Origin of the sequence: Oligosphaera ethanolica (genome assembly GCF_030814695.1) — a bacterium.
GTDB classification, from domain to species: Bacteria; Verrucomicrobiota; Lentisphaeria; order Oligosphaerales; family Oligosphaeraceae; genus Oligosphaera; species Oligosphaera ethanolica.
Genome location: NZ_JAUSVL010000001.1, coordinates 1700970 through 1721932, shown reverse-complemented (window position 1 = coordinate 1721932; position 20963 = coordinate 1700970). Strand labels below are relative to the sequence as shown.

Here is a 20963-nt window from a genome sequence, read left to right as displayed (position 1 = left end):
TGGTCGGCTAAAAAAGCAGTGGTCAGGTGCTGCTGCTTTGGCGGCGCATAAAAGAAAACAGAGACTGCCGGCTCGTTCGCGAGGTTTTGCTCCACCATTACGTTTATGAATGCCATCGAGTCCAGCTACTCGATGGCGTTTTTGTCTTCCCTGCAAGTGGCGTAAACGCAGGGTGTTGCGGCGTTTGCCCGTGGCGCCGGCCGGCGCCGCAGAGACCGCCTGGCGGGGCGTTTTTGCCGCTCGTTGGCCGGCAATCTCGGCACTTGTCTCTGTAGCTGAAGTCAGAAGTCCTCGGGTTTATGAGGTTTATATGCCTGGGGGGGTGTCGGCGTATAAATGCGTCTCTTTTGGCGCCGGGCGTGCCTGTCGCCGGTCTCTATTTGGCCATTTTGAGGCGGACGTTCAGGTCACGAAATTTATCGTTCACGGAGAACTGCCTGCATTGTTTCGTATAACTGGGCGACCACGGCTAGAGACAAACTCAAGGAGAAAACACAAGCGCCGCTGGCCGATGGGCCGACGGCGGACTTTGTTGTCTGGCATGGCGCGAGGACCCGAACACGCGATCTATGATAGCCAAGGTGACGCGCGCCAACGATTACGGGCGATTGCCGTTGAGTGCAGTCGAGTGCCGTCGAGTGCTGCCGGGTGCTGTATTTGAGCGCCACAAGCGCGACCTACAGCGGTGTTTCCAGGAGTCCCAGACGTCAAGCTGTGATAGCTCCTCGGGGATGGACAACGGATAAAGCCTTCTACACATCAAGCCCTGTCCAATTATTTGGGGGGTGCGATATTTGCCTTTCTGCTTGTTCTGCTTGTTCTGCTTGTTCTGCTTGTTAGAATGGTTATAATAATTGTTAGAATTGTTAGAACCATAGCCAGACATGGAACCCGTTGATGGAGGTACGATATGGTGCAGCACGAGAGCAGCAAGGTTGAGTTCAAGCGGGAGTACAGCGACACGATCCGCCGCTCGGTCATTGCCTTCGCCAATAGCGACGGCGGTTGCATCATCGTGGGCATCGCTGATGACGGTGAGGTGTATGGCGTCGCTGACGTGGATGTGACGTTGTCACGCATTGCCAGCACCATTCGTGACAGCATTTTGCCTGACGTGACGCTGTTCACCCGCTGTGACCCGGAGATAATGGATGGTAAAAAGGTCATCCGCATTGATGTCCAGCGGGGAACGGCACGTCCATACTACTGGAAGGAGAAAGGTATACGTCCCGAGGGCGTCTTTGTCCGCCAGGGAGCATCGTCGGTGCCCGCGTCGCCGGCGGCCATTCTGCAGATGATTGGTGAATCGGGAGAAGGACGGTACGAGGAAGCGCGGTCCTTCAACCAGGATTTGACTTTCACGCAGACTGCCGCGTTTTTCCGCAAGAGGGGACTCGCATTTGGCAAAGCCCAGATGCAGACCTTGCATTTCATCGGGAATGACGGCATGTATAGCAATTTGGCCTGGATGCTGTCCGATCAATGCGTGCATTCCATCAAGTTGGCCGTTTTCGAAGGCGCAGAGAAGAGCGTCTTTCGCGACCGCCGTGAATTAAGCGGTTCGCTTCTGAAACAGGTTGCAGACGCCTATGAGTTCATCGACAGGCTGAATCGCACTCGTTCGGACTTCCAGGGGCTCGACCGCGTGGATAGCCGTGATTACCCGCCCGAGGCCATCCGCGAGGGCCTGTTGAATCTGGTTGTCCACCGCGATTATTCCTTTTCCGCAGCGAGTTTGATCAGCCTGTTCGAAGATCGGCTGGAAATGATCAGCGTTGGCGGGTTGTTGCCAGGCATACAATTGTCCGATATTGAACTGGGCGTTTCCGTTTTGCGCAATCGAAATCTGGCCGATGTATTCTATCGCCTACGCCTGATTGAAGCCTATGGCACTGGACTGCTGAAAATCCGCGAATGCTACCGAGGTGCACCACAGCAGCCCGTTTTGGCTGTGTCGGACAACGCCTTCAAGCTGACTTTGTATAATCGTAATCGGCTCGCTGCCGACAATCAGGCGGCAGCGCCGGCGGCGCCTCGTCTGGCCAGTGAACGCGAGCAGGCCGTGCTGAGGCTCATTGCCCGAAAAGGCCGCGTTACCAGAAAAGACGTCGAGTCCGAATGTGACATAGCCGTGGGCACGGCGGTCAATCTGCTGCGCGCGATGCTGGACAAGCGAATGATAGTTAAGGTCGGCCTGGGTAAAAACACCGCTTACCGCAGTAAAGACTGAAGAGCGATGCATCCTAAAAATCGGCAAACACTTACACTATTTGGTCACGTCTAAGGGGCTGTTCGATAATTAGATATACAACTATAACCTGGCCCGCTGAAGGCGTCCATCCTCGCGAAAGCAGCTTGCAAGGGTGCGACAGTGCATGCAAGAAAAGTGAGTTCCATTGCCCCTTTGGCCCCAGTCAGCTGCGCCGACTGGGGCCAAAGGGGCCGAGGAACACGAGCGTAGAGGGCGCGCTACCCAGGGCGGCGCACGCTTTCAGCGCGCTTGCCCTGGGCTATCATATTTCGCGCTTTCAGCGCTTCTGCCGCTTCGCGGCAATAAATGCCGCGATCATAACAGACTGTTTTGCCGAAGCTTAAGGCACTATGAAATTTGTTAAGTGAAGAACATTGGTTTCATAGGAGTGATTGATAATGTCGGTCCGTCTGCCTTACTCTGCTGCGGTGAGACGTAGCGTGTCAAGCCAATGTGGCGCCCCCCGGGCGCAATTCCAAGTTGCAGTCACCCCCCGGGTTGCGTCGCCCTCCGGGCGCCTCACCCGGGGTTACGCATGGTGCGGCCCTCCGGGCCGAACTTGGCCGCTCAGACGACATGATTTATTCGCGATTCGGGCCATACATTTAGGGACCGGCGGCGCTGAAGTGGACCCCAAGTCAAGGACAAAAACTAACGAATTATCAGTGGATTCAAGGATTCACGCGGGCATTTGGCTGCGAGGCCGCAGGCCGCATCTCCACAGAAGAGCGGTTTGGACGCTTAAGACGCTAGAGAACGCAGGGGACTAATGAGAACGGCTGGTGGCGGCATTGGGCCTCGGACAATAGGTGTCCGGGGGTGGTGGCGATTGTAATGGCAGTGAACAGAGTGTGTCGGGGATTTTTCCGGCCACTTGTCTTGGGGTAGCACATCGCCAGAAAGGGACACTGCCATGACGTCTACAAGCGAGCAACAGGAACAGGAACTGCAACAGGAACAGGAATTGCAACAGGAATTGGAAGAGCTGCGTCGGGATGAGGAATTCATGCTTGCGCACTTGAAAAAAGGGACCATCAGCCGCGCCCTCGGCTTTGGTAGCAACAATGGCGCCATATGGATACGCTCTACGAAAATCATGGTTGACGGCAAGAGCCGGTGGCAGCCGGAATACCTGTCACGCGAGGAGGTTTTTCGCAGTGTTGACATGCGGAAGCTGGTGGTGGCCGTGTATTGGCTCATGCTGGGGCGTGGCCCCTTGAAAAAGGCCGCAATGGCCGAGATTGCGCCGTCGTCCTTCTGGGTGGAGTTTCTTCGTGTCGCCCGTGAGGCCAAGTGGCAGGGGCAGAAAGTGCATTTGGCGCTGGTGAGCACGGCGGCGGTGGTGCCGACTCGTATTCGGCTTGCGTCGTGGTTATATCTGTTGGACAGAAGCCCGCGTGCTCTGAGTCGTGCCGGTCTTGATGCAGAGGGCTTTGAGTTGGAACAGGTCGACTTCAGCGCCAGGCATGAGAAGCGCTGGCGTGAACTGACGGTGATGGGTGTCGAGGCGATGTTCGAAAAGCGTTGTTATCAGGCCAGTTTTGCGGCTGACCTGTCGCCGTTGAAGAAGGCGGACTGGTTTTCTTTTGCCTTGGTGAAACACTGCCTGGAGGTTGTTTGCATGTGGCTGGAGACCTTCAGCGAGGCCGAGCTGGGCATGACTTATCGCGAGGTACTCATATACGCCGTCGGGCATTATCGCGGTGTTGACGCGGCCATCCTGGTCAATAAGCTTGAGGAGTTGCGGCCGGGGCTTTGCGCGGGCTTTTGTGACCGCCACGGCAACAATCTGCTTTGGTACACGGCGACGTGCTGGCAGCCACGGCAAAAGAGGTCGAAGGGATTAACCACGGCGCAAGTACAGCAGCTGTACCAGCAGAGCGGGAAGTCGCCGCTGCCGCCGGCAAAGTGGGTGGTATCCAGGCAGGCCCCATGGGAGGAAGTGGCCCAGAATTATACCCATCTGGCAAAGGAGCGCGAGGGCAATCGCAATCTGTTGAAATTGCTTTGTGCGCTGGGCGTGTCGCCGCAGAAGCCCAATGCACTGGGATTTTCCTTCCGGGATCTCGATGACTACGCCAGCATGGTGGGGAAGCGCTGGCAGATCATGCGCATTCATACGCGGCTGCCGGACTTTGCCGACTGTAAGACGTGGAAACGGCCGCGGTGTCTGACGGCGTGAGCGAGGCGGTGGCAGGAGTTGAGCTCAGCTTTGCAGGCGCAGGACGGTTTCGGCGATGTCGATAATCGTCTGGCGGAGCGAGTCGGGGCTGATGACTTTGACTTGGCCGCGGGCCCAGAAGATCAGATCGACGGCTTCGTGTTCGGCGACATCGTGCAGTGTCAGCCGGAGCGAGCCGTCTTTCTGTGCCTCTAGGCATTCCGGCTTGTTGGCGTAGCGTTCGCGGACGGGCTTGGCGAAGTCGGGCTGGATGAACAGACAGACTTCCGGCATGCGTGGGAAGTCGAACAGCTTGCCGTCGTTGATGCCGTTCAGAAGCTGCCGGTCACTGGCGAAGGACATGTCAGTCATCTCGGCGGCGCTGATGCGATGCAGGGCGAGAATGGTGTTGTAGGGCTTGCCGTAGCTATACTTTGGCGTGCCGACCAGTCGTCCTTTGAGGTACCAGACGCCAGCCTGCCAGGCGATCACATGTGGTTCAAATATCTTGTCACTTTCCTTGCCTTTGGCCGTGCTGTAACTCAGGCGCAGCCGATGCCGTTGTTCCCAGGCTTTGAACACGGTGCAAAAGATGTCGGGCGAGAGCGGCAGTTGTACTGGATTGATGACCTGCATCATGTCCAGCTCAGCCAAGGCGCTGAAACCCGTTTCATGTTGGGTCAGCAGTGCCTGTACGGCCTTGTTAATTTCTCCGCGCAGGGGCTCGGGCATGAGGGACTGTGCGGCCATTTGGCCGAGTACGGCGCTTTTTATCTTAAAGGGCTCGACCAGGAGATCCTTTGAGAACCACTCCGGGTCTGATAGAAAAAAGCCGTGTTCTGTCGGCTCGTACTCTACTGGCGCTCCGAATTCAGAGCGCAGGACTTCCATGTCGCGCCGAAAGGTCTTGTCCGCTAGCGAATATGCTCCAGCAAGGTCTCGCCGTTTCATTTCAGCCATGAAACGGCTGTAATTGGGGTACGTGTTCTTGCGCAAAAGCTCAAGAATGACCTGCAGGCGCAACAGCTGATTTTTATTTGCTGGCATGGTTGGAGACCTCCCAAGACTCTGGTGTCAGAATTGCTCGCCGCTGCCTGTGGGGACGCGCGTGGCAAGACCGGGCGAACAATAACCCCGGCGGGATGAAGTGCAAATAGCGCCCGTGATGGCCGGAGCTGCGGCGTAAGGGGTCTGTTATTGATATTGGATGCCACAGGCATGCCACCGACGTTAATGCTAGCTGCAGAAGGCACCCTGTAAGCGTGCGACAGTGCAAGCAAGAAAAGTGAGTTCCATTGTCTCTTTGTCCCCAGTCAGCTGCGCCGACTGGGGACAAAGAGGCTAAGGGACACGGCCAGAGTTGGCGTTGTACCCAGGGCGGCGCGCGCCTTCGGCGCCGCTTGCCCTGGGCTGGAATGTTTCGCGCCTTCAGCGCTTCTGCCGCTTCGCGGCGATGAAATGCCATTAGGCGGCGGCGCTGGGGACTGACTGGGGCCCGCTTGGACTTCGGGGACTGACTGGGGCCCGCTTGGACCTCGGGGACTGATTGGGTACCGCTTGGACGCTGGTGATTCCTGGTAGGGCCGCCTTTGTTTTTGCACAAAAACACGTGGCGATTTGGGGGGGCGGACAATAGGTGTCTGGGGGTGGGGCTTATGCTATAGCCGTGACAAAAAAAGTGTCTTGTCCGTGTCCGGCAAACAGCAACCCAAGAGGAAGGGGGTCCCGCATGAATCTGGTACCGATGGTCTTAGTCAATGGCAGCAACGGCGAGCGCAGTTACGACCTGTACAGCCGGTTGCTCCGCGACCGCATTGTCATGCTTTCTGGTGAGATTGACGAGCAGGTCGCCTCGTTGGTGGTCAGTCAGCTGTTGTTTCTCCAGGCGGAGAACCCCAAGGCCGACATCCACCTGTATGTGAATTCGCCGGGTGGGTCGGTGGTGGACGGCCTGGCGATTGTGGACAGCATGGAACTGTCCAGCTGCGCGGTGAACACCTACGCAGTTGGCCAGTGCGCGTCCATGGGCTGCGTCGTCCTGGCCGCCGGCTGTGCCGGCAAGCGTCACGCTCTGCCCAGCAGTCGCATGATGCTCCATCAGGTGGCAGCCCGCACGCAGGGGCCGGTGGAGGACATGCGCCGCAGCGTCAAGGAGGCCGAACGGCTGAACGACCTCCTCGCCGAAAAACTCGCCGCCAGCACCGGCCGGAGCCTGAAGCAAATCAAGGCGGATATGGACCGCGATTTCTTCTTGTCCGCGTCGGAAGCTGTCCGCTACGGTTTGATTGATCAGGTCTTAAGCAAGAAACAATAAGAAAGGGAGGCTTATCATGACGACGACGAAAAAGAACACGACGAAAGTCACGACGACCGCGACGACCACTGCGACCGAGGCTGCTCAGCTGCAGGCGTTGGACGACGCCCGGATTTTCTCCGGCGACCTCTGGTGCAAAATGCATGCCACGGGTTTTTACCGCAATTTGCTGGTCAAGCAGCGCGAGGACATTGACGACAGCGGCTGGTGGCAGTTCCCCGGGGTGGTATTGCGTCACAGCGAAGTGTCGGCGCTCTACGACGGGCTGTTGTCGCGCAGTGTCCGGCAGAAAATGGCGGCGCGCGAGAACTACCGCAATCGTCCGCCGGAGTTTGCCGAGGGCGATTGCAGCCGGGACGTCTTTGATTTCCTTTACAAGAACGTCTTGACGCGCACGCGCTTTGTCGCGGCTCTTGGCGAGCTTCTCGGGCGGCGGCAGGACGAGTTGCGCGCGGCCTTGGCCGGCGAGGGCGCGGAGCCGTCGGCCCTGGCGGCGAAGTTTCAGGAGGCCAAGACGCTGTTCCAGCTGGATGACCAGGAATGCCTGGTGCTGTTGTTCCTCTACCTCAGCGGCGGTGACATCTGGAGTCTTGATGACGTCTTCAGTTCCAGGCGCATGGGCGGCGAGGGCAAGAAGGTGGCCAACCTGGCGATGGCTCTGGGCTGCACCCAGGCGCAGGCGAGCAGGCTGCTGGGCAAGGACGGCAATTTGCGTCGTTTCGGCTTGCTGGATGAGCGTGGCCTGGACATTGACGACTATGTCAGGGACTTCCTCAGCGGTGCCAACGACACGCCTTTGAGCGATCGTTATTACAGTCGTTTTGCCGGCGAGGTATTGCCCTGGGAGATGCATGGCAAACTCGCCGAGCAGGACGGCGCGGTGCTGAGCGACCTGATTCGGGCCCGCAAGCCCGGCAAAGGCCAGAACATCCTGCTTTACGGTTTGGCCGGCACCGGCAAGACCGCCTTCGCGCAGAGTCTCGCGGCCAAACTTGGCAAGGAGCTCTACTTCATCAACCAGACCGACAGCTGCGACGGGCGTCTGCGTAACGGCGGCACCAACTTCCGCTTTGCGGGGCTGGAAGTGGCTAATCTCCGCCTGGACGCCGAGAAGGTGATTGTCTGCGTGGACGAATGCGACAAGATGCTCGCCAATGTGGGCCTGGGCGCGCCCTTCTTCCAGATGTTCGGCATGCCGGTTGATCGCGATGGCGAGGGCAAGGGCCAGCTCAACGCGGTGCTGGACAGCCTTAAGCTGACGGTCATCTGGATCGCCAACACGCGTCAGAACGCCATTGACCCCTCCAGCCGGCGTCGTTTTGACTTCAATGTCTATTTCGACGCGCTCAGCCCGACAGCCCGGCGCTTTATCTGGGACAACGCCCTCACGCGCTACGGGGTGACCGGCCGTCTGAGCGAGGACGCGCTGGCGGAGCTCAGCTGCCGTTACCCGGTCAACGCCGGCGGCATTGATGTCGCCGTCCGGAACGCCGCGGCGATCTGCAGCAGCAAACCCGAGGCCGATTTCACGGCGACGGTGATGCTCTATCTGCGCTCGCACTGCAATATCCTGAATATTGCGGACAGCCTGGATGGCAACAAGCCGGCGCGCGATTATAGCCTGGAGGGTTTGAACATCAAGAGCGGCCCGAAGCTGGAGCGCATTGTCGCCGCCTGTGACAAGTACCTGGATCAGGGCAATCGGCCGGGCGTGGCCAGCGACACGCCGCGGCTGAATCTACTGTTGTCAGGTGCGCCGGGCACCGGCAAGACCGAATTCGTCAAGTACCTGGCGGAAAAGCTGGGGCGGCCGCTCAACATCAAGATGGCCAGTGATCTGCTCGACTGCTATGTTGGCGGCACGGAGCAGCGCATCGCCAACGCCTTCCGGGAAGCCGCCGCCGAGGGCAGTATTCTCTTTATTGACGAGGGCGATGCCATGCTCGGGTCGCGTGCCAAGGCCGTTCGTTCCTGGGAAACGAGCATGGTGACGACGCTCTTGAACCAGATGGAGAACTTCGCCGGCATCTTCGTGATGGCGACGAACTTTGCCCAGAATCTTGATCCGGCCGCCATCCGCCGCTTCACCTTCAAGCTGCAGTTCGACTACCTGGACATGCGGGGCAAGCTGCACTTCTACGGGTGCTTCTTCAAACGCCTGGGCCTGCCTAAGCTGAGCGCGGCGGACCGCGAGGCGCTGGAAGCCGTGCCCTGCCTGACGCCGGGCGACTTCCGCAACGTTCGCCAGCAGTTCTTCTACCTGGCCAATGCGAAAGTCAGCAACGCCGAGATCATCAAGGCGCTTGCCGACGAAGCGGCCAACAAAGACCAGCTGAGCATGGCGGTCGCTTTCGCCAATCAGCGCAAAATCGGCTTCGAGGCGTAAAAAAATCGTGGTCGAAACCGGCCTCGGACAATAGGTGTCCGGGGCCCGGTGGCAGAGTAATCACGTGGCCAGAAAAGGCTGTTTTCAGGAGTTCCCACAACCGCAACGTAGAGAGGAGAGTGTCATCATGGGTAAGAGCATCCAAATCAACAATCACAACGCGATCACTGCCCGGGATTTCGAGAGCATGCTGCGTCTGCAGCTCAATGCGCTCTGGGAGGGCAAGTGCCCGGCGGACAAGCTGCCGCCGCTGATGGCCTGGGGGGCGCCGGGGCTGGGCAAATCCAGCATCATCCGCGAGTTGGCGAGGGAGTACGGCGTCGGTTTTCTGGATATCCGCCTGGCTCAGCGCGAGCCGGTGGACATTCGCGGCCTGCCCGTGCCTGACAAGGACGGTGTCAAGTGGCTGGTGTCCGCCGAGTGGCCGCGTGATCCCAAGAGTCGCGGCATCATACTCTTTGACGAGCTGACTGCCGCAGACCGTTCCTTGCAGGTGGCCGCCTACGAGCTCATCCTCGACCGTCGGCTTGGCGATCTTTACAGCGTGCCGGATGGCTGGTACATCTGTGCGGCTGGCAATCGCGTCGAGGACCGCGCGGTGTCGACCACCATGTCCAGCGCGTTGGCCAACCGCTTCCTGCACGTCGAGTTGCAGAGTGACATGGAATGCTGGGCGAAGTGGGCGATTGCACACGATGTGCACCCGGCCGTCATCGGCTTTTTGCGCTACCGGCCGGAGCTGCTGTTTGCGCAGAAGGATGAGAATCTCGAGCGGGGCTGGCCGTCGCCGCGTTCGTGGGAGCGGGTCAGCTCGATGCTGAGCATCATCGGTACGGGCAATCTGCGGCAGCTCGGCAGCGCCGTCTTTGGCCTGGTCGGCAATCGTGTCGGGGTGGAATTCCTGGCGTTCGTTGAAGTCAACGACAGTATGGAGGACACGCTGGCGATGATGCTGAACCCCAAGGCCAAGGTGCAGATTCCGGTCAAGGCCGACCGCATCTACGCGCTGTGTTCCGCCATGGTCTATCATCTCTGGCGCGGGAAGGACGAGAAAGAGCGTGCGGCGTTGCTGGATGGCTTCTACCGCATCGCTCTCGCCCTGCCCAGCAGCTACGCGGCCATGAGCATGATTGACGCCATGGGCGACGACGAACAACGCGCCGGCAAGCTCTATATGCATCCGCAGTATAAAGCCTGGGCTGAACGCCACGGCACGGCATTAAAAAAGCGCATGAGGAACGAGCGCTGCGACGACGATTCGGCCGCCGATGCTGATGCCGTCGCCAGCGTCGCTCAATAAACAGCAAAGGAGGTGAACGATGAGTACTTTTCGTCAACCAAACGTGCGGGAGATGGCCAAGAAGGTCAAGGTACGGGAAATGGCCGAGGCCGATCGCACCCTCCTCCTGCTGCGTCAGCCATTCATCGGCGCCATGGTGATGCGTATGGATATCATACCCGTCTGTGATTCGCGGCTGACGACGGCCGCCACCGATGGCAGCGATATCTTCCTGGACTGCGACTTCTACCTGGGGCTGAAGCCCGATGAACGTATCTTTCTGCTCGCCCACGAGGTGTGGCATTGCGTCCTCCTGCATTTCAATCGCAAGTTTAATCGCGTGCATGAGCTGTGGAATATCGCTGCCGATCTCGAAATACAGTTCATTCTGGCGCATGAGGACATGAAGAATCCCTGCCCGCTGCCCTGCAAGCCCGGCTGGGAAGGCTATAACGCCGAGGAAATCTACGACCGGCTGCCGAAAAGGACCACCCGCAGCAAGGCCATCGACAAGCATCTGGACAAGGATAGCGACGACTGCATCGGCGATCCCCGTAAGCAACCCGGAATCTCCGGCCCCAAGCTGGAGGAGCCGGGCGAGGAGGACGGCAGCGGCGGCGACAAGCCGGATGACGACAAGGACAACGGCAGCCGCGGCGAGCAGGCTGGCAAGGATGAAGCCGCCGCGGGCACTGCGTCGGGCAAAGACAGCCGCGGCGAGCAGGCGGCCGGGGAAGATGGTGCTGAGCAGGGCGACACTGCAGCGCCGGCAGCGCAGGCTGGCAAAGGCAAAGGCAAGGGCAAGGGCAAGGGGAAGGGCAAGGGGAGCCCTGCGGCGGCTGATCAGGAGCAGACTGCTGGGGGGCAGGACACGGTCATTGATCCGGATTACTCGCCGTACTTCGCGCCGGACATTAGCGAGCGCATTCGCAGTCGGGTGGTCAGCGTTGCCCGCCAGGTTGAACGCATGCGCGGAAAGCTGCCGCTGGGCGCCGAGAAGATTCTTGAGGACCTCCTGGATCCGCAGTTGCCCTGGCAGGAGTTGCTGGCGCAGTTTGTGACTGCCTGTTATGGCGGCAAGCGCCGTTGGCTGCCGCCCTCTCGGCGCCATGTCCACCAGGGCTTGTATCTGCCGTCAATGCGTGACCAGAAGCTGAAGGCGGTGGTGGCGGTCGATACGTCCGGCAGCACCCAAAACGACCTGCCGCAGTTCTTTGGCGAACTCAACTCGCTGCTCGCTAGCTTTGGCGATTACGAGCTGACGGTCATTCAGTGCGACGCAAAAGTCCAAAAAGTCGACACCTTCAGCAACAATGAGCCCTTCGACCCCAACCGCAAGTGGGAACCGAAGGGCTTCGGCGGGACCGACTTCCGACCGGTGTTCAAATACATCGACAAACATCAGGAACTGGCGGAAGCCCCGGTGATTTTCTTCACCGACGGCTGCGGCGCCGCGCCGGTGAATGCGCCGCCAAACCCGGTGCTGTGGCTGCTGTGCGCAGGCTGCACGCCGCCTGTGCGTTGGGGCACCGTGGTCAAGCTCGCGCTTGTTCGAAATGCATAGTTGGGTTTTGCGAGGGGAAGAAAAGGGCTGAGCCAGCCCTTTCCTCTCCCTAGCGCTCCCCCACCTATCCCTCTTCATCTCAGTTTCTTGCGGCAGTCATGTCTATTTTATGGCTAAAGAATGGTTGAAAAACACGCTTACGACAGGCTGAAATCGCTTGACGTTCCTTTTCGGATGGCCTCAGTCTCGCATCGCGTGAGTAGGAGCCGCTACCGTAGCTAAGTCAGCAAAAAGCGCAAGAACGCTGGGAAGCGGGTACGCACTGCGACAGTAATTGGTCAGTAACCACCCCGGTGTTTTCCCCACGGGGGGGGTATTGATTACACTGCGACAATTTTGGTGACTGCCCTGAGGGGCGGACAATAGGTGTCCGCAGCCGTGGTCTAGGCTAAGTACTGGCGCCGGAAATGGGTTTGGCAGGGGCTGTTTAACGTGGGTGGGGCGACAACATAAAGAAAGGACGGTGACCATGATGGACGCGACACAAATATTGGATGCTGAGTTGACCGCGCTGCGGGGTGACCAGGCTTTTATGACCAAGCAGCTGCAGCGGCAGGTGATCTGCGACATGCTCGGGCTGGGTACTTACTGTGACCATGAGTGGCGAGTCTATGAGTGGCGAGTCTATAAGGACGGGAAAAAAGCGTCTTGGCGCTCTCGCGATTATGTCGCCAAGAGCCGGGACGAGTTGTTGAGCACGGTCGATATGCGCAGACTGCTGTTGGCGCTGTTTTGGACACTGCAGAGCCGTCGTCCCAAGGACTTGGGCACCTTGGTCGCTATCGGCGACGATGCTTTCTGGCTCGAATTCCTGCATTTGGCCCAGGCTGCAAAGTGGCGCCCGCCATTGCTGTGGCAACGGGTCTTGGACTCCACATCGCCGCATATTCCCGCTCAGGTGCGGGTGGCGGCCTGGATGTATTATCTGACCATGGCCCCGAAGAGCTACAAGGGCAGTCGCTTCCCGCAGGCCGCCTTTGAGCGCCTTGATCATGTGCAGTTTGACGCCACGCAGAAGACCCGCTGGGATAATTTGGTCGGCTTCGGCTTGGAGGCGCTGTATAAAAAACAGTTCAACAAGGTGATGTTGGCGATGGACATGACTGCGACGGAGCTGAAAGACTGGCTGACCTGCGCTTTGGACCGACAACGCCCGGAGCTGGTCGCCTATCTGCTCGAAAACCATGGCGAGGCCGATCTCGGGATGAGCTATCGGGATATTCTCCTGTATGTGGTGGCGAACATCCATGGCGAAGTGGCGTTGCAGCTGATACGGCGTTTGGAAGAACTCTCGCCAGGCATCTGCGTGAGCTATCGGGATCGTCGCGGGCACAATCTCCTCTGGTACGCCGCTTGTTGCTGGCAGTTGCGCAGCCCCTTTGCCCATCCCTACACCGAATGCGGTCAGCCTCGCGATCCATCGATGCTCGGGCGGGCGAATAAATCCTGGGACGCGTACGCCAAAGAGCACGGCGTATTTGCCGCCAGCAACGCCGACAACAGCAAGCTGCTGGCAATGCTGATCCGCTACGGGGTGTCGCCACTCGAGGCCAACGAGGTCGGCGTCACTTTCCGCGATCTGGACGACTTCGCACGGCTGATCGGGCAACGCGGGGCCTTCACCCGTCTGCGTCAGAACACGCCGGGTTTTGACGATGCGGTGTACTGGGGGCTCGACCCGCAGAAAGAACAGTGATGTGTGTGTCGGCTGCCGTGCAACGCGGTGAGTGTCTGCTGCAGGTCGGCGATTAGAACGGGCGCGGGCGATTGTACCGCCACTTTCAATTGAAGCGCTACAATGTCCACCAACTTGGGTTTTGAAATGGAGGAAAGACAATGAAAGAAATACTCATTACTATCTGGTTTCTGGTACTGGCCATAATCGTGATTCTACTCAAAGCGATGGCATGGCTTTTTCTGGCACCAATTCACCTCTTCATACGGTGGGGGGAAATGATACGCTATGAAGCACAATGTCTGCGTCACCCACCACCGCCGGGTGGCAGATTCGGAGCAATGGGCAGAAGCTTGCGGGAGCAAAAACAGGGGAAAAGCTCCCAGGAGGTACATCACGAGAATAAATAGTACTATCCCAACCCGGGTGGGAAGTGTGCATAAATACGCGGAACGCCCGCGGGGAAGCGGCGGGCAAAGCTGCGGCGCGGGCGAGTAAAGCGGGGGCTTTTTGGCGGCCGCAAGCGGCCGCCCACAGGACGGCGGGGGATGCGCAGGCTGCGGCGGCCGGGGTAGGCGCGGGCTAGTAAAGCGGGGGCTTTTTGGCGGCCGCAAGCGGCCGCCCACAGGACGGCGGGGGATGCGCAGGCTGCGGCGGCCGGGGTAGGCGCGGGCGAGCAAAGCAGAGGCTTCTTGGCGGCCGCAAGCGGCCGCCCACAGGACGGCGGGGGATGCGCAGGCTGCGGCGGCCGGGGTAGGCGCGGGCTGCGGCTTTTTTTTGCGAAACCGGGTTAAGGAAAGAAGGTCATTCAGTAAATTCGATATCGTTATCTTGTAGCCACTCTTTGAGTGCGTTGCGGATAGCATCGTTTTGGAACTGGTACCATTTGTCGGTCATCTCCAAGCGGTCCAGGAGGGCGCGGAATTTACTGTAAGCCCCGCGATGGCGGAAGAAATTATAGACCAAATCGCAGTCTGCCGGTCGCAGGTATTCATCGGCAAATCGCAATGGCAGCCGGCTGTCTAATCCGAGCTCGTGTCTGTCTGGCAATTCGAGCCAGTTTGGATCATTGTGGATGCGTGCTTGCAGTTCTTCCAGTTCCTCCGCGTCGTACCCATCTGCCGCATCAGAATCTTCCGCCGGAAGAAAGTCGGCCTCGTTGGTTACGGGGTTGATAAACGGGATGAAAAGCCTCGGTTCAGACATGCCGACATCGCAGAAGAGACAAAAGACCTTTTCTAGATCAATCATGTTCGCTTCCTTTCATTTGCCTTGTTTGTGTCATTGATCTTTTACGGGAGGCACCGGGGTTTATGGCGTGTGGTCCTCTTGGGCGATTTGTGTTGCGAAGCGGTTCAGAGCCAGGCATTGCTCGCGTGTTAGTGAGCGGCGGTCGGTATGATGCGGCCATGGCGCCAGCATGAGCAGCCGGCCGGCGGCGCACGCGTCAAAATATGATTTTGGCGGTTTGTACAACGGCGGGAAGCCATTTTCCAGAATGACGATCAGCGGCAGGGCGGCTTGCAGCGCCGCGCGGGCTATTTGCTTTTCGCCGGGGCTGATGCAGGGCGACACCAGCACGGCACCGTGCAGGGCCGCGGCCAGCAGGTCGGCCTCGGCTGCGGCTAGGGCATCGGGAGGCACCGAACGCGAGATTTGGACCTGGCGCTTGACCGGGGCATCAAGCAGGAAATGATTGCCGATGGCCGCGAAGATATGGCCGCAGGCCGATATGTTGCGGATGATCCGAAACAGCTCGGGATGCGCCCGCTTGACTGCCAGACGCCGGGGGTTGTCTTGAATATACGCCCGCATATTGGCCAGTTGCCCGCGGTGGAGGAGGATCGTGTCTTGGTAGCCAGGTGACCAAAGATGCGCTTCCTGGCGGGCTCCCGCGCGGTAAAGGGAGGTGCTGTGGGCTTTGAAGGCGCCGACAATCGCCCCCAGCGGTTTTTCTTGAGGCGCTTGCACGAAAATGATGCCGTGGAAGTGGTCGGGCATCACCTGCCATTCGAGGAGGGAGACACCGGGGACGTGCGTTGGAATTTCCTGCCAGCATTGGGCTACCATGATGCCCACGTCGCTCAATTCGACGGTGGGGTTGCCTAGCCCACCAGTTAGCTGTCCCAGGAGAGGCCGGCGTTTTTCCACGGTGACCGTGGTCATGTAAATGCAGCGTTGCCGGTAGTCCCAATCCAGCTTGCGTTTGAGCATGTGGTTGTTGATCATGTGGTACCTCGTTGCTTTTTTACGGAGACGATCTTCGCGATTGAAAATTGGTGAAGGCGAGCAAAGCAGCGGTATATTCTTGCGGCGGGGGAAATGCCGGCGGGGAATGCCGGCTGGGAATGCCGGCGGGGAATGCCGGCGGGGGGAATGCCGGCCGCAAGCGGCCGGCCACAGAACGGCGGCCGGGCAGAGAACGGCGGCCGGGCAGAGAACGGCGGCCGGCCACAGAACGGGCGGGCGGGCACAGAACGGGCGGCCGGGCAGAGAACGGCGGGCGGGCACAGAACGGGCGGCCGGGTACAGGACGGGCGGGCGGCCACAGGACAGCGGCCGGGCACAGAACGGGCGGGTATAGAATGCCGGGTATAGAACGAGCGGGTACAATTGGAGAGTCTTGGATGAAACTATTATTGAGCTTATGCGTGTTAGCGGGGGTGAGTGTGTTTGGGCAGTTGCAGGTGAGCACTGTGGCGCCGGGTCGGGTTTGGTATGCGAATGAGCGGCCGACCTTTGCGTTGGCTGGCGGGGCGGGGGGCAGTCGTTGGGAATTGCGGTCTTGGCGTGGCGAGACGTTGGCTGCTGGCGCGTGGCAGAGTGGCGATTTACAGTTGGCGCTGCTGCAACCCGGCTATTATGTCTTGCGCACGGTTGCTGCGGGCGGGCAGGAGCTGCTCGCCGACTACACGTTTTCGGTGGTCATGGAGCAGGAGAAGCGTGATTGGGATGCGTCGTCGGTCTTTGCCATGGACGTGGCGTTGAGTTGGCTCTGCGGGGCGAAAAATCTTACCTCGCCCTGGTACGATGGCGATGGCTATCGCCTGACCTGCGAGTTACTGAAGCGCGCCGGCGTGCCCTACGTTCGCGATCGCCTGAGCTGGCGCGTTTGTGGCAAGGATCCGGCTGCGATCAATTTTGGCAGCTACATGAAGAATGCGCGGTTGCAGGCGGAGCATGGCCTGACGGTGTCGGGCATGTTTCATGACGCGCCCGAGGTCGCGCAGCCGCTGGCCAAGCTGCCGAGGGACCTGAAGCTGCTGCATGATTTTTGCGCCAAGGCCGCCAGTGATTTTGGCGACACCATGGGCAATTGGGAATTCTGGAACGAGCAGGATATCCATTTTGCGCCGGAGCCCGTGTGGGACTACGTGGCATGCCAGAAGGCGGCCTACCTGGGCTTCAAGTCGGCCAATCCCGCCAAAATCGTCCTGCCGGGGGCGGTGACTCGCGACCAGCGCGATGACTATGACGAGCTGATGTATGAAAACGACATGGCCAAATACTCCGAGGTGGTGAATCTGCACAGCTACGTGCCGCTGGCCAGGTATGGGGAGCATTATGGTGACATGCGGCAGCACATGGCCAGGCACGGATTGGCGAATCGAGCATTGTGGGTAACGGAATGGAATTCCTTTGTTCACGGCGAATCCAGCGGTCCCGACGACCCGCTTTACGCAGGGCGCAAGGAGCATTCCTTTGACCAGGAATTGCTGATGGCGGAGTATTACGTCAAGGCGATGGTCTTGCAGATGATGCATGGCGTCGCCAAGAGTTTTTATTTTGTGTTTCCGGCGTATCGGTGTAAAAATCCCAAGATGAACTTGAGTTTTATGCGCAGTGATGGCTCAGCGAAGGCGATACTCTGCGCTTGTTCGGCGATGACTGGCGAGCTGATGCAGGCGCGGCTGCTGGGTGAAGTGAAGCTGCAGGAGGGCGTGCGCGCCTTCGTTTTCCAGCAGGCAGACACCCAGACGCTGGTGTTCTGGTCGGTATCAACGCTGGAGACATCCACGAAGCCGGTTGGCTTGACGACGCAAAACCTGGTGGACATTGAGTTGAGCGTTCCGGCGGGGAGCTATCGCCTGACAGACACGCTGGGCGCGACGCGGGAGGTCACGGCTGCGGATGGCAAGCTCGCGCTGCAGACGTCCCGTTTTCCCAGCTATCTGTCGGGCTTACGGGGCCTTGCGGTGGATGTGCCCGCCGTTCCCCGTGGCGAGATTGAGCGCTATCAGCCCGGGGCGGACGAGGACCTGTCGGTGGTGATTCGCGTGGATTTGCACCCGGATGACTTTGTGATTATCGGCAACAAGACCAAGGCGGAAGTGCGTGCGGAAGCCGCGCGGATGAACGTCGTCGTGTGGAATTTTTCGTCTGAGGAGAAGCGCGGAGTGTTGCTGAGCGAGGGCGGCCTGCTTGCGGGCTTGCCTGCTGAGATCATCTTGCCCGCGCAGGGCAAGGCCGAGATCGCTGTCACCTTGGATACCACGGCGGAGCCGATTGATTCCCGGCTGGTTCTCAGTGGGCGTTTCAATGGCCGCGTGACCTCGCGTCTGGTCATGCCCTATGTGGCATTCTGGAAATTTGCCAAGACCAGCGAGGCGATTGCCTGGGATCTGAGCCAGCATGACGGCTGGGTGGAATTTGGTTCCAGCGACACGGTTGCGATCACGGCGGATGAGGGCGGTGTGCGTTTTGACCTGGGCTGGGATGATCCCCAGACCGACCGCTGGTTCTATCCGCGCCACGCGTTGACGATGCCTGTGGAGACGCTCAAGCGGGCGCGCTTCCTGGAATTCGAGGTGAAGTCGGTCCAGGACGACCCCGTGAACGCCTACACCCACAGCATGTGTTCGTTTGCGACGGTGCCGCAGCCTGGCGGCGGCAAAAAGAGCTACCGCTGTCTTTTTCAGGCCCCGAACGCCAACTGGGAGCTTCGGCGTGTTGACCTGCATGCCGCTGGTATTGACTGGGACAATGTGCGGACCTTCCACATTGGCGGTAATCCCAAGGGCATGAAAGTGTCCTACTGGGTGCGCAACGTCCGCCTGTTGTGCGAGTGATCCGGGGGGACGCTTTTGCTCAGATAGCGGTGGCCTTTAGAAGCTGATGAGTGGGAAGAGCGCGGTTTCGTGCTTGCCGAAGCCGAAGCCGGGGGCGATGGCGATGAAGCTTTCGCGGGTGCCGGCGTCCGAGTCGTTGACGAACAGGTTGAAGGGGATGGGTATTTGTGCGTCGGCCGCGAGGCCAATGGCGGTGGCGGGGATGACGGCGTGGTAGCGGGTGATTTTGGCGCTGTCGTCGCGGCTGGTTTGCAGGGTGATTTGTTTGCAGGCGCGGGCGGCGTCCTGCCCTTTGGGGGCCGCCCAGCAGCAGGCCTGCGCGGTGCCGTCCGCCAGAAGGGAAAGCCCCAGTTCCCAGCAGGACGACTGGCCGGGCAGCTGGAACGCTAGCTGAACATTGTCCGCTTTCCAGACATCCTGGCCGGTGAATGGCTGTTCGTGCTTGTCGTCACGTACCATGACATCGACGATCATGGCGCCATCCGCCTTGCCCAGCCGCAGTTCGGCGGATAAGTCATCCTAACCGGTCCAGAACAGGTGAGTCGTGCCCGGCTCGTTGATGACGCAGGAGTTAACTTGGGCGGCGGAGTCAAGGATAAAGTCCGGCGTGCCGCCAATACCGGCCATTTTGCGCACCGGGCGTATGGGCGCGGAGATAGAGCGGGTGACATTGCTGCCGACGGCGATGCTGACGTTGAGCAAAGGCTGTTCGCGCGGTGACGCCTGGAAGTCGGGCAAGGCCTTGAGCACGAAGGGCAGCTGCTGGCTTGCTTCTGCCGGCAGGGTGAGTTCGGCGCTTGCGGGGGCGACAGCAAGTCCGGCCGGCGTGGCCAGGGAGAGGGACAGATTCAACGCGCGGTTCAGTGGGTTGCGGCAGGCGATGGCGAAGGAGCTCTCAACGCCGGGCGTGAGGACGATGTCGCTGGGGAGACTGGTGATGGCCGGCGCCAGGCGGGGCTCCTGGCTTTGCCCGGATATCCGCAGCGTGACGGGGTGGCGGCCGGCTTCGATGAAGTCGACATTCTGCGCGACAGGTACGGGCGTTTCATTGCCGAACAAATCAACCAGGTTGAACGAGCCGGTGATAGAGTCGATGGTCAGGATGCGCGCGGGTTGATTAAGGCGGATGTTCCAGCATGCCAGCAGGTAATCGCCGTTGGCGGCTTTGAAGAGATAGGCCTGGAATTCCTTGTCGGCGACCAACTGGAGGACGAAGGTCGCGCCGCGGTAGTAGGTGGCCAGGGTGTTGTAGGCAGCGTACGCGGCTTTGGGGTAGAAGTCTTTGGTGATCAGGCCGAAGTTGTGTTCGTTTTCGTATGGTCATGCCTGGTGTTCGAGGGGAGGGGGCGTTAACCGCGATGAAATGGACGGCTAATATAGCGAGGGGCCAATTATCAGCAATGGAAAAACGACGTCGGCTGGTTTCGCCGAAGAAATCGGTCAGTGATTGATAACCGCTGGTCATGCGGTCTTTTGTTTTCAGCGCCAACGGCGCAGCCTAAGATAGCCCTGGGCAAGCGCCCGCAGGACGCGCCGCCCTGGGTAGAGCCCCCATCCCAAAAGAGCCCTGCAAGGGCGACCTAAAAAAAACTCTGCGGATGGGCAAGGTACATAGCGGTGAAAACGCTGTGAGGTTCCATTGCCTCTTTGGCCCAGTCAGCTGCGCCGATTGGGACCGAATGGGCCGAGGAACACGACCTTGGTTGGCGCTTTACCCAGGGCGGCGCGCGCTTTCAGCGCTGCTTGCACTGGGCTGGTATGTTTTGCGCTTTCAGCGCTTCGGCCGCTTCGGCCGCTTCGCGGCGAGGGACATGGTGGTCGGTGGCGAGGTCCGAAAGAACGTTTTTCCGGCCATCGTAGTTGGCAGAAACGCGGTCATTTTTCGTGGCAGGCAAGAGTCGATGGTGTACTGGGCTGGCCGGTCTGGATGTCGTCGCCGGTGCAGCGGATGACGAGGCTGCAGCCAGTGGGGCTGCCTGCACGAGCTGTGCTGCTGGTGTCCACCAGCTCGGTTTTGGCGAGAGGTGCGAGATGATCGTCCAGCCAGCTGAGACGCGGTGGCGTGCGTCGTGGTTGGGCGGCAATGTCGTGGCGGATGCTTGCGAGGTGTTTGGCGTAGCGTTGGTTGAGGGCGCGGGCGATGGGGGTGGGCTGTGCCAGTTGTTGCTCGTAGGTCTGAACGCTGTCCGGGCCGATTTGGGCGAGGATGGCGCCGGCGGTGAGCAGGGCCAAGAAGAAACACAGGCTGGTCATGGGGAGGGGCG

The 20963-nt window shown here is 59.7% G+C and carries 15 protein-coding genes; 9 read left to right on the top strand and 6 right to left on the bottom strand.

Annotated features, from left to right (window positions below; translation table 11 throughout):
• Positions 1–910: 910 nt before the first annotated feature.
• Both J3R75_RS05745 and J3R75_RS05740 read left to right on the top strand, forming a co-directional pair.
• Complete coding sequence (locus J3R75_RS05745) at positions 911–2230, top strand: RNA/DNA-binding domain-containing protein (RefSeq protein WP_307260423.1); 1320 nt, start codon at positions 911–913, stop codon at positions 2228–2230.
• Positions 2231–3164: 934 nt separating this feature from the next.
• A complete protein-coding gene (locus J3R75_RS05740; protein WP_307260422.1) occupies positions 3165–4433 on the top strand; it encodes a hypothetical protein in 1269 nt (422 codons plus the stop codon).
• A 24-nt stretch (positions 4434–4457) separates the two neighbouring features.
• Here the strand turns inward: J3R75_RS05740 and J3R75_RS05735 are convergent, their stop codons facing one another.
• Entirely contained in the window at positions 4458–5459 is a 1002-nt protein-coding gene (locus J3R75_RS05735; RefSeq protein ID WP_307260421.1) for a helix-turn-helix transcriptional regulator, read from the bottom strand.
• A 682-nt stretch (positions 5460–6141) separates the two neighbouring features.
• Here J3R75_RS05735 and J3R75_RS05730 point away from each other — a divergent pair.
• The 6 genes from J3R75_RS05730 (at position 6142) to J3R75_RS05705 (ending at position 14040) form a co-directional block, all read left to right on the top strand.
• Complete coding sequence (locus tag J3R75_RS05730) at positions 6142–6726, top strand: ATP-dependent Clp protease proteolytic subunit (RefSeq protein ID WP_307260420.1); 585 nt, start codon at positions 6142–6144, stop codon at positions 6724–6726.
• 16 nt (positions 6727–6742) lie between these two features.
• On the top strand, positions 6743–9112 hold the full coding sequence (locus J3R75_RS05725; protein WP_307260419.1) for an AAA family ATPase: 2370 nt from the start codon (positions 6743–6745) through the stop codon (positions 9110–9112).
• Positions 9113–9239: 127 nt separating this feature from the next.
• Positions 9240–10412 carry a P-loop NTPase family protein gene (locus J3R75_RS05720; RefSeq protein ID WP_307260418.1) on the top strand — a complete coding sequence of 391 codons (1173 nt, stop codon included), beginning with the start codon at positions 9240–9242 and terminating at the stop codon, positions 10410–10412.
• 19 nt (positions 10413–10431) lie between these two features.
• Positions 10432–11955 (top strand): vWA domain-containing protein, encoded by a 1524-nt coding sequence (locus J3R75_RS05715; protein ID WP_307260416.1) that lies wholly within the window; start codon positions 10432–10434, stop codon positions 11953–11955.
• Positions 11956–12424: 469 nt separating this feature from the next.
• Complete coding sequence (locus J3R75_RS05710) at positions 12425–13651, top strand: hypothetical protein (protein WP_307260415.1); 1227 nt, start codon at positions 12425–12427, stop codon at positions 13649–13651.
• Between the two features lie 140 nt (positions 13652–13791).
• Positions 13792–14040 (top strand): hypothetical protein, encoded by a 249-nt coding sequence (locus J3R75_RS05705; protein WP_307260414.1) that lies wholly within the window; start codon positions 13792–13794, stop codon positions 14038–14040.
• Between the two features lie 394 nt (positions 14041–14434).
• Here the strand turns inward: J3R75_RS05705 and J3R75_RS05700 are convergent, their stop codons facing one another.
• Both J3R75_RS05700 and J3R75_RS05695 read right to left on the bottom strand, forming a co-directional pair.
• Entirely contained in the window at positions 14435–14881 is a 447-nt protein-coding gene (locus J3R75_RS05700) for a UPF0158 family protein (protein WP_307260413.1), read from the bottom strand.
• A 60-nt stretch (positions 14882–14941) separates the two neighbouring features.
• Entirely contained in the window at positions 14942–15859 is a 918-nt protein-coding gene (locus tag J3R75_RS05695) for a transposase (protein ID WP_307260412.1), read from the bottom strand.
• Between the two features lie 398 nt (positions 15860–16257).
• Here J3R75_RS05695 and J3R75_RS05690 point away from each other — a divergent pair, with 398 nt between their 5' ends.
• On the top strand, positions 16258–18699 hold the full coding sequence (locus J3R75_RS05690) for a hypothetical protein (protein ID WP_307260411.1): 2442 nt from the start codon (positions 16258–16260) through the stop codon (positions 18697–18699).
• Between the two features lie 36 nt (positions 18700–18735).
• On the opposite strand, the gene J3R75_RS05685 is transcribed toward J3R75_RS05690, so the two are convergent.
• From J3R75_RS05685 to J3R75_RS05675, 3 genes are all read right to left on the bottom strand, one after another.
• Positions 18736–19173, bottom strand: coding sequence for a DOMON domain-containing protein (locus J3R75_RS05685; RefSeq protein WP_307260410.1), 438 nt, complete (start codon positions 19171–19173; stop codon positions 18736–18738).
• A gap of 45 nt (positions 19174–19218) precedes the next feature.
• The gene (locus J3R75_RS05680; RefSeq protein ID WP_307260409.1) at positions 19219–19902 is read right to left on the bottom strand and encodes a hypothetical protein; all 684 of its coding nucleotides are present in this window, start codon (positions 19900–19902) and stop codon (positions 19219–19221) included.
• 672 nt (positions 19903–20574) lie between these two features.
• Complete coding sequence (locus J3R75_RS05675) at positions 20575–20952, bottom strand: hypothetical protein (protein ID WP_307260408.1); 378 nt, start codon at positions 20950–20952, stop codon at positions 20575–20577.
• Positions 20953–20963 lie beyond the last annotated feature (11 nt).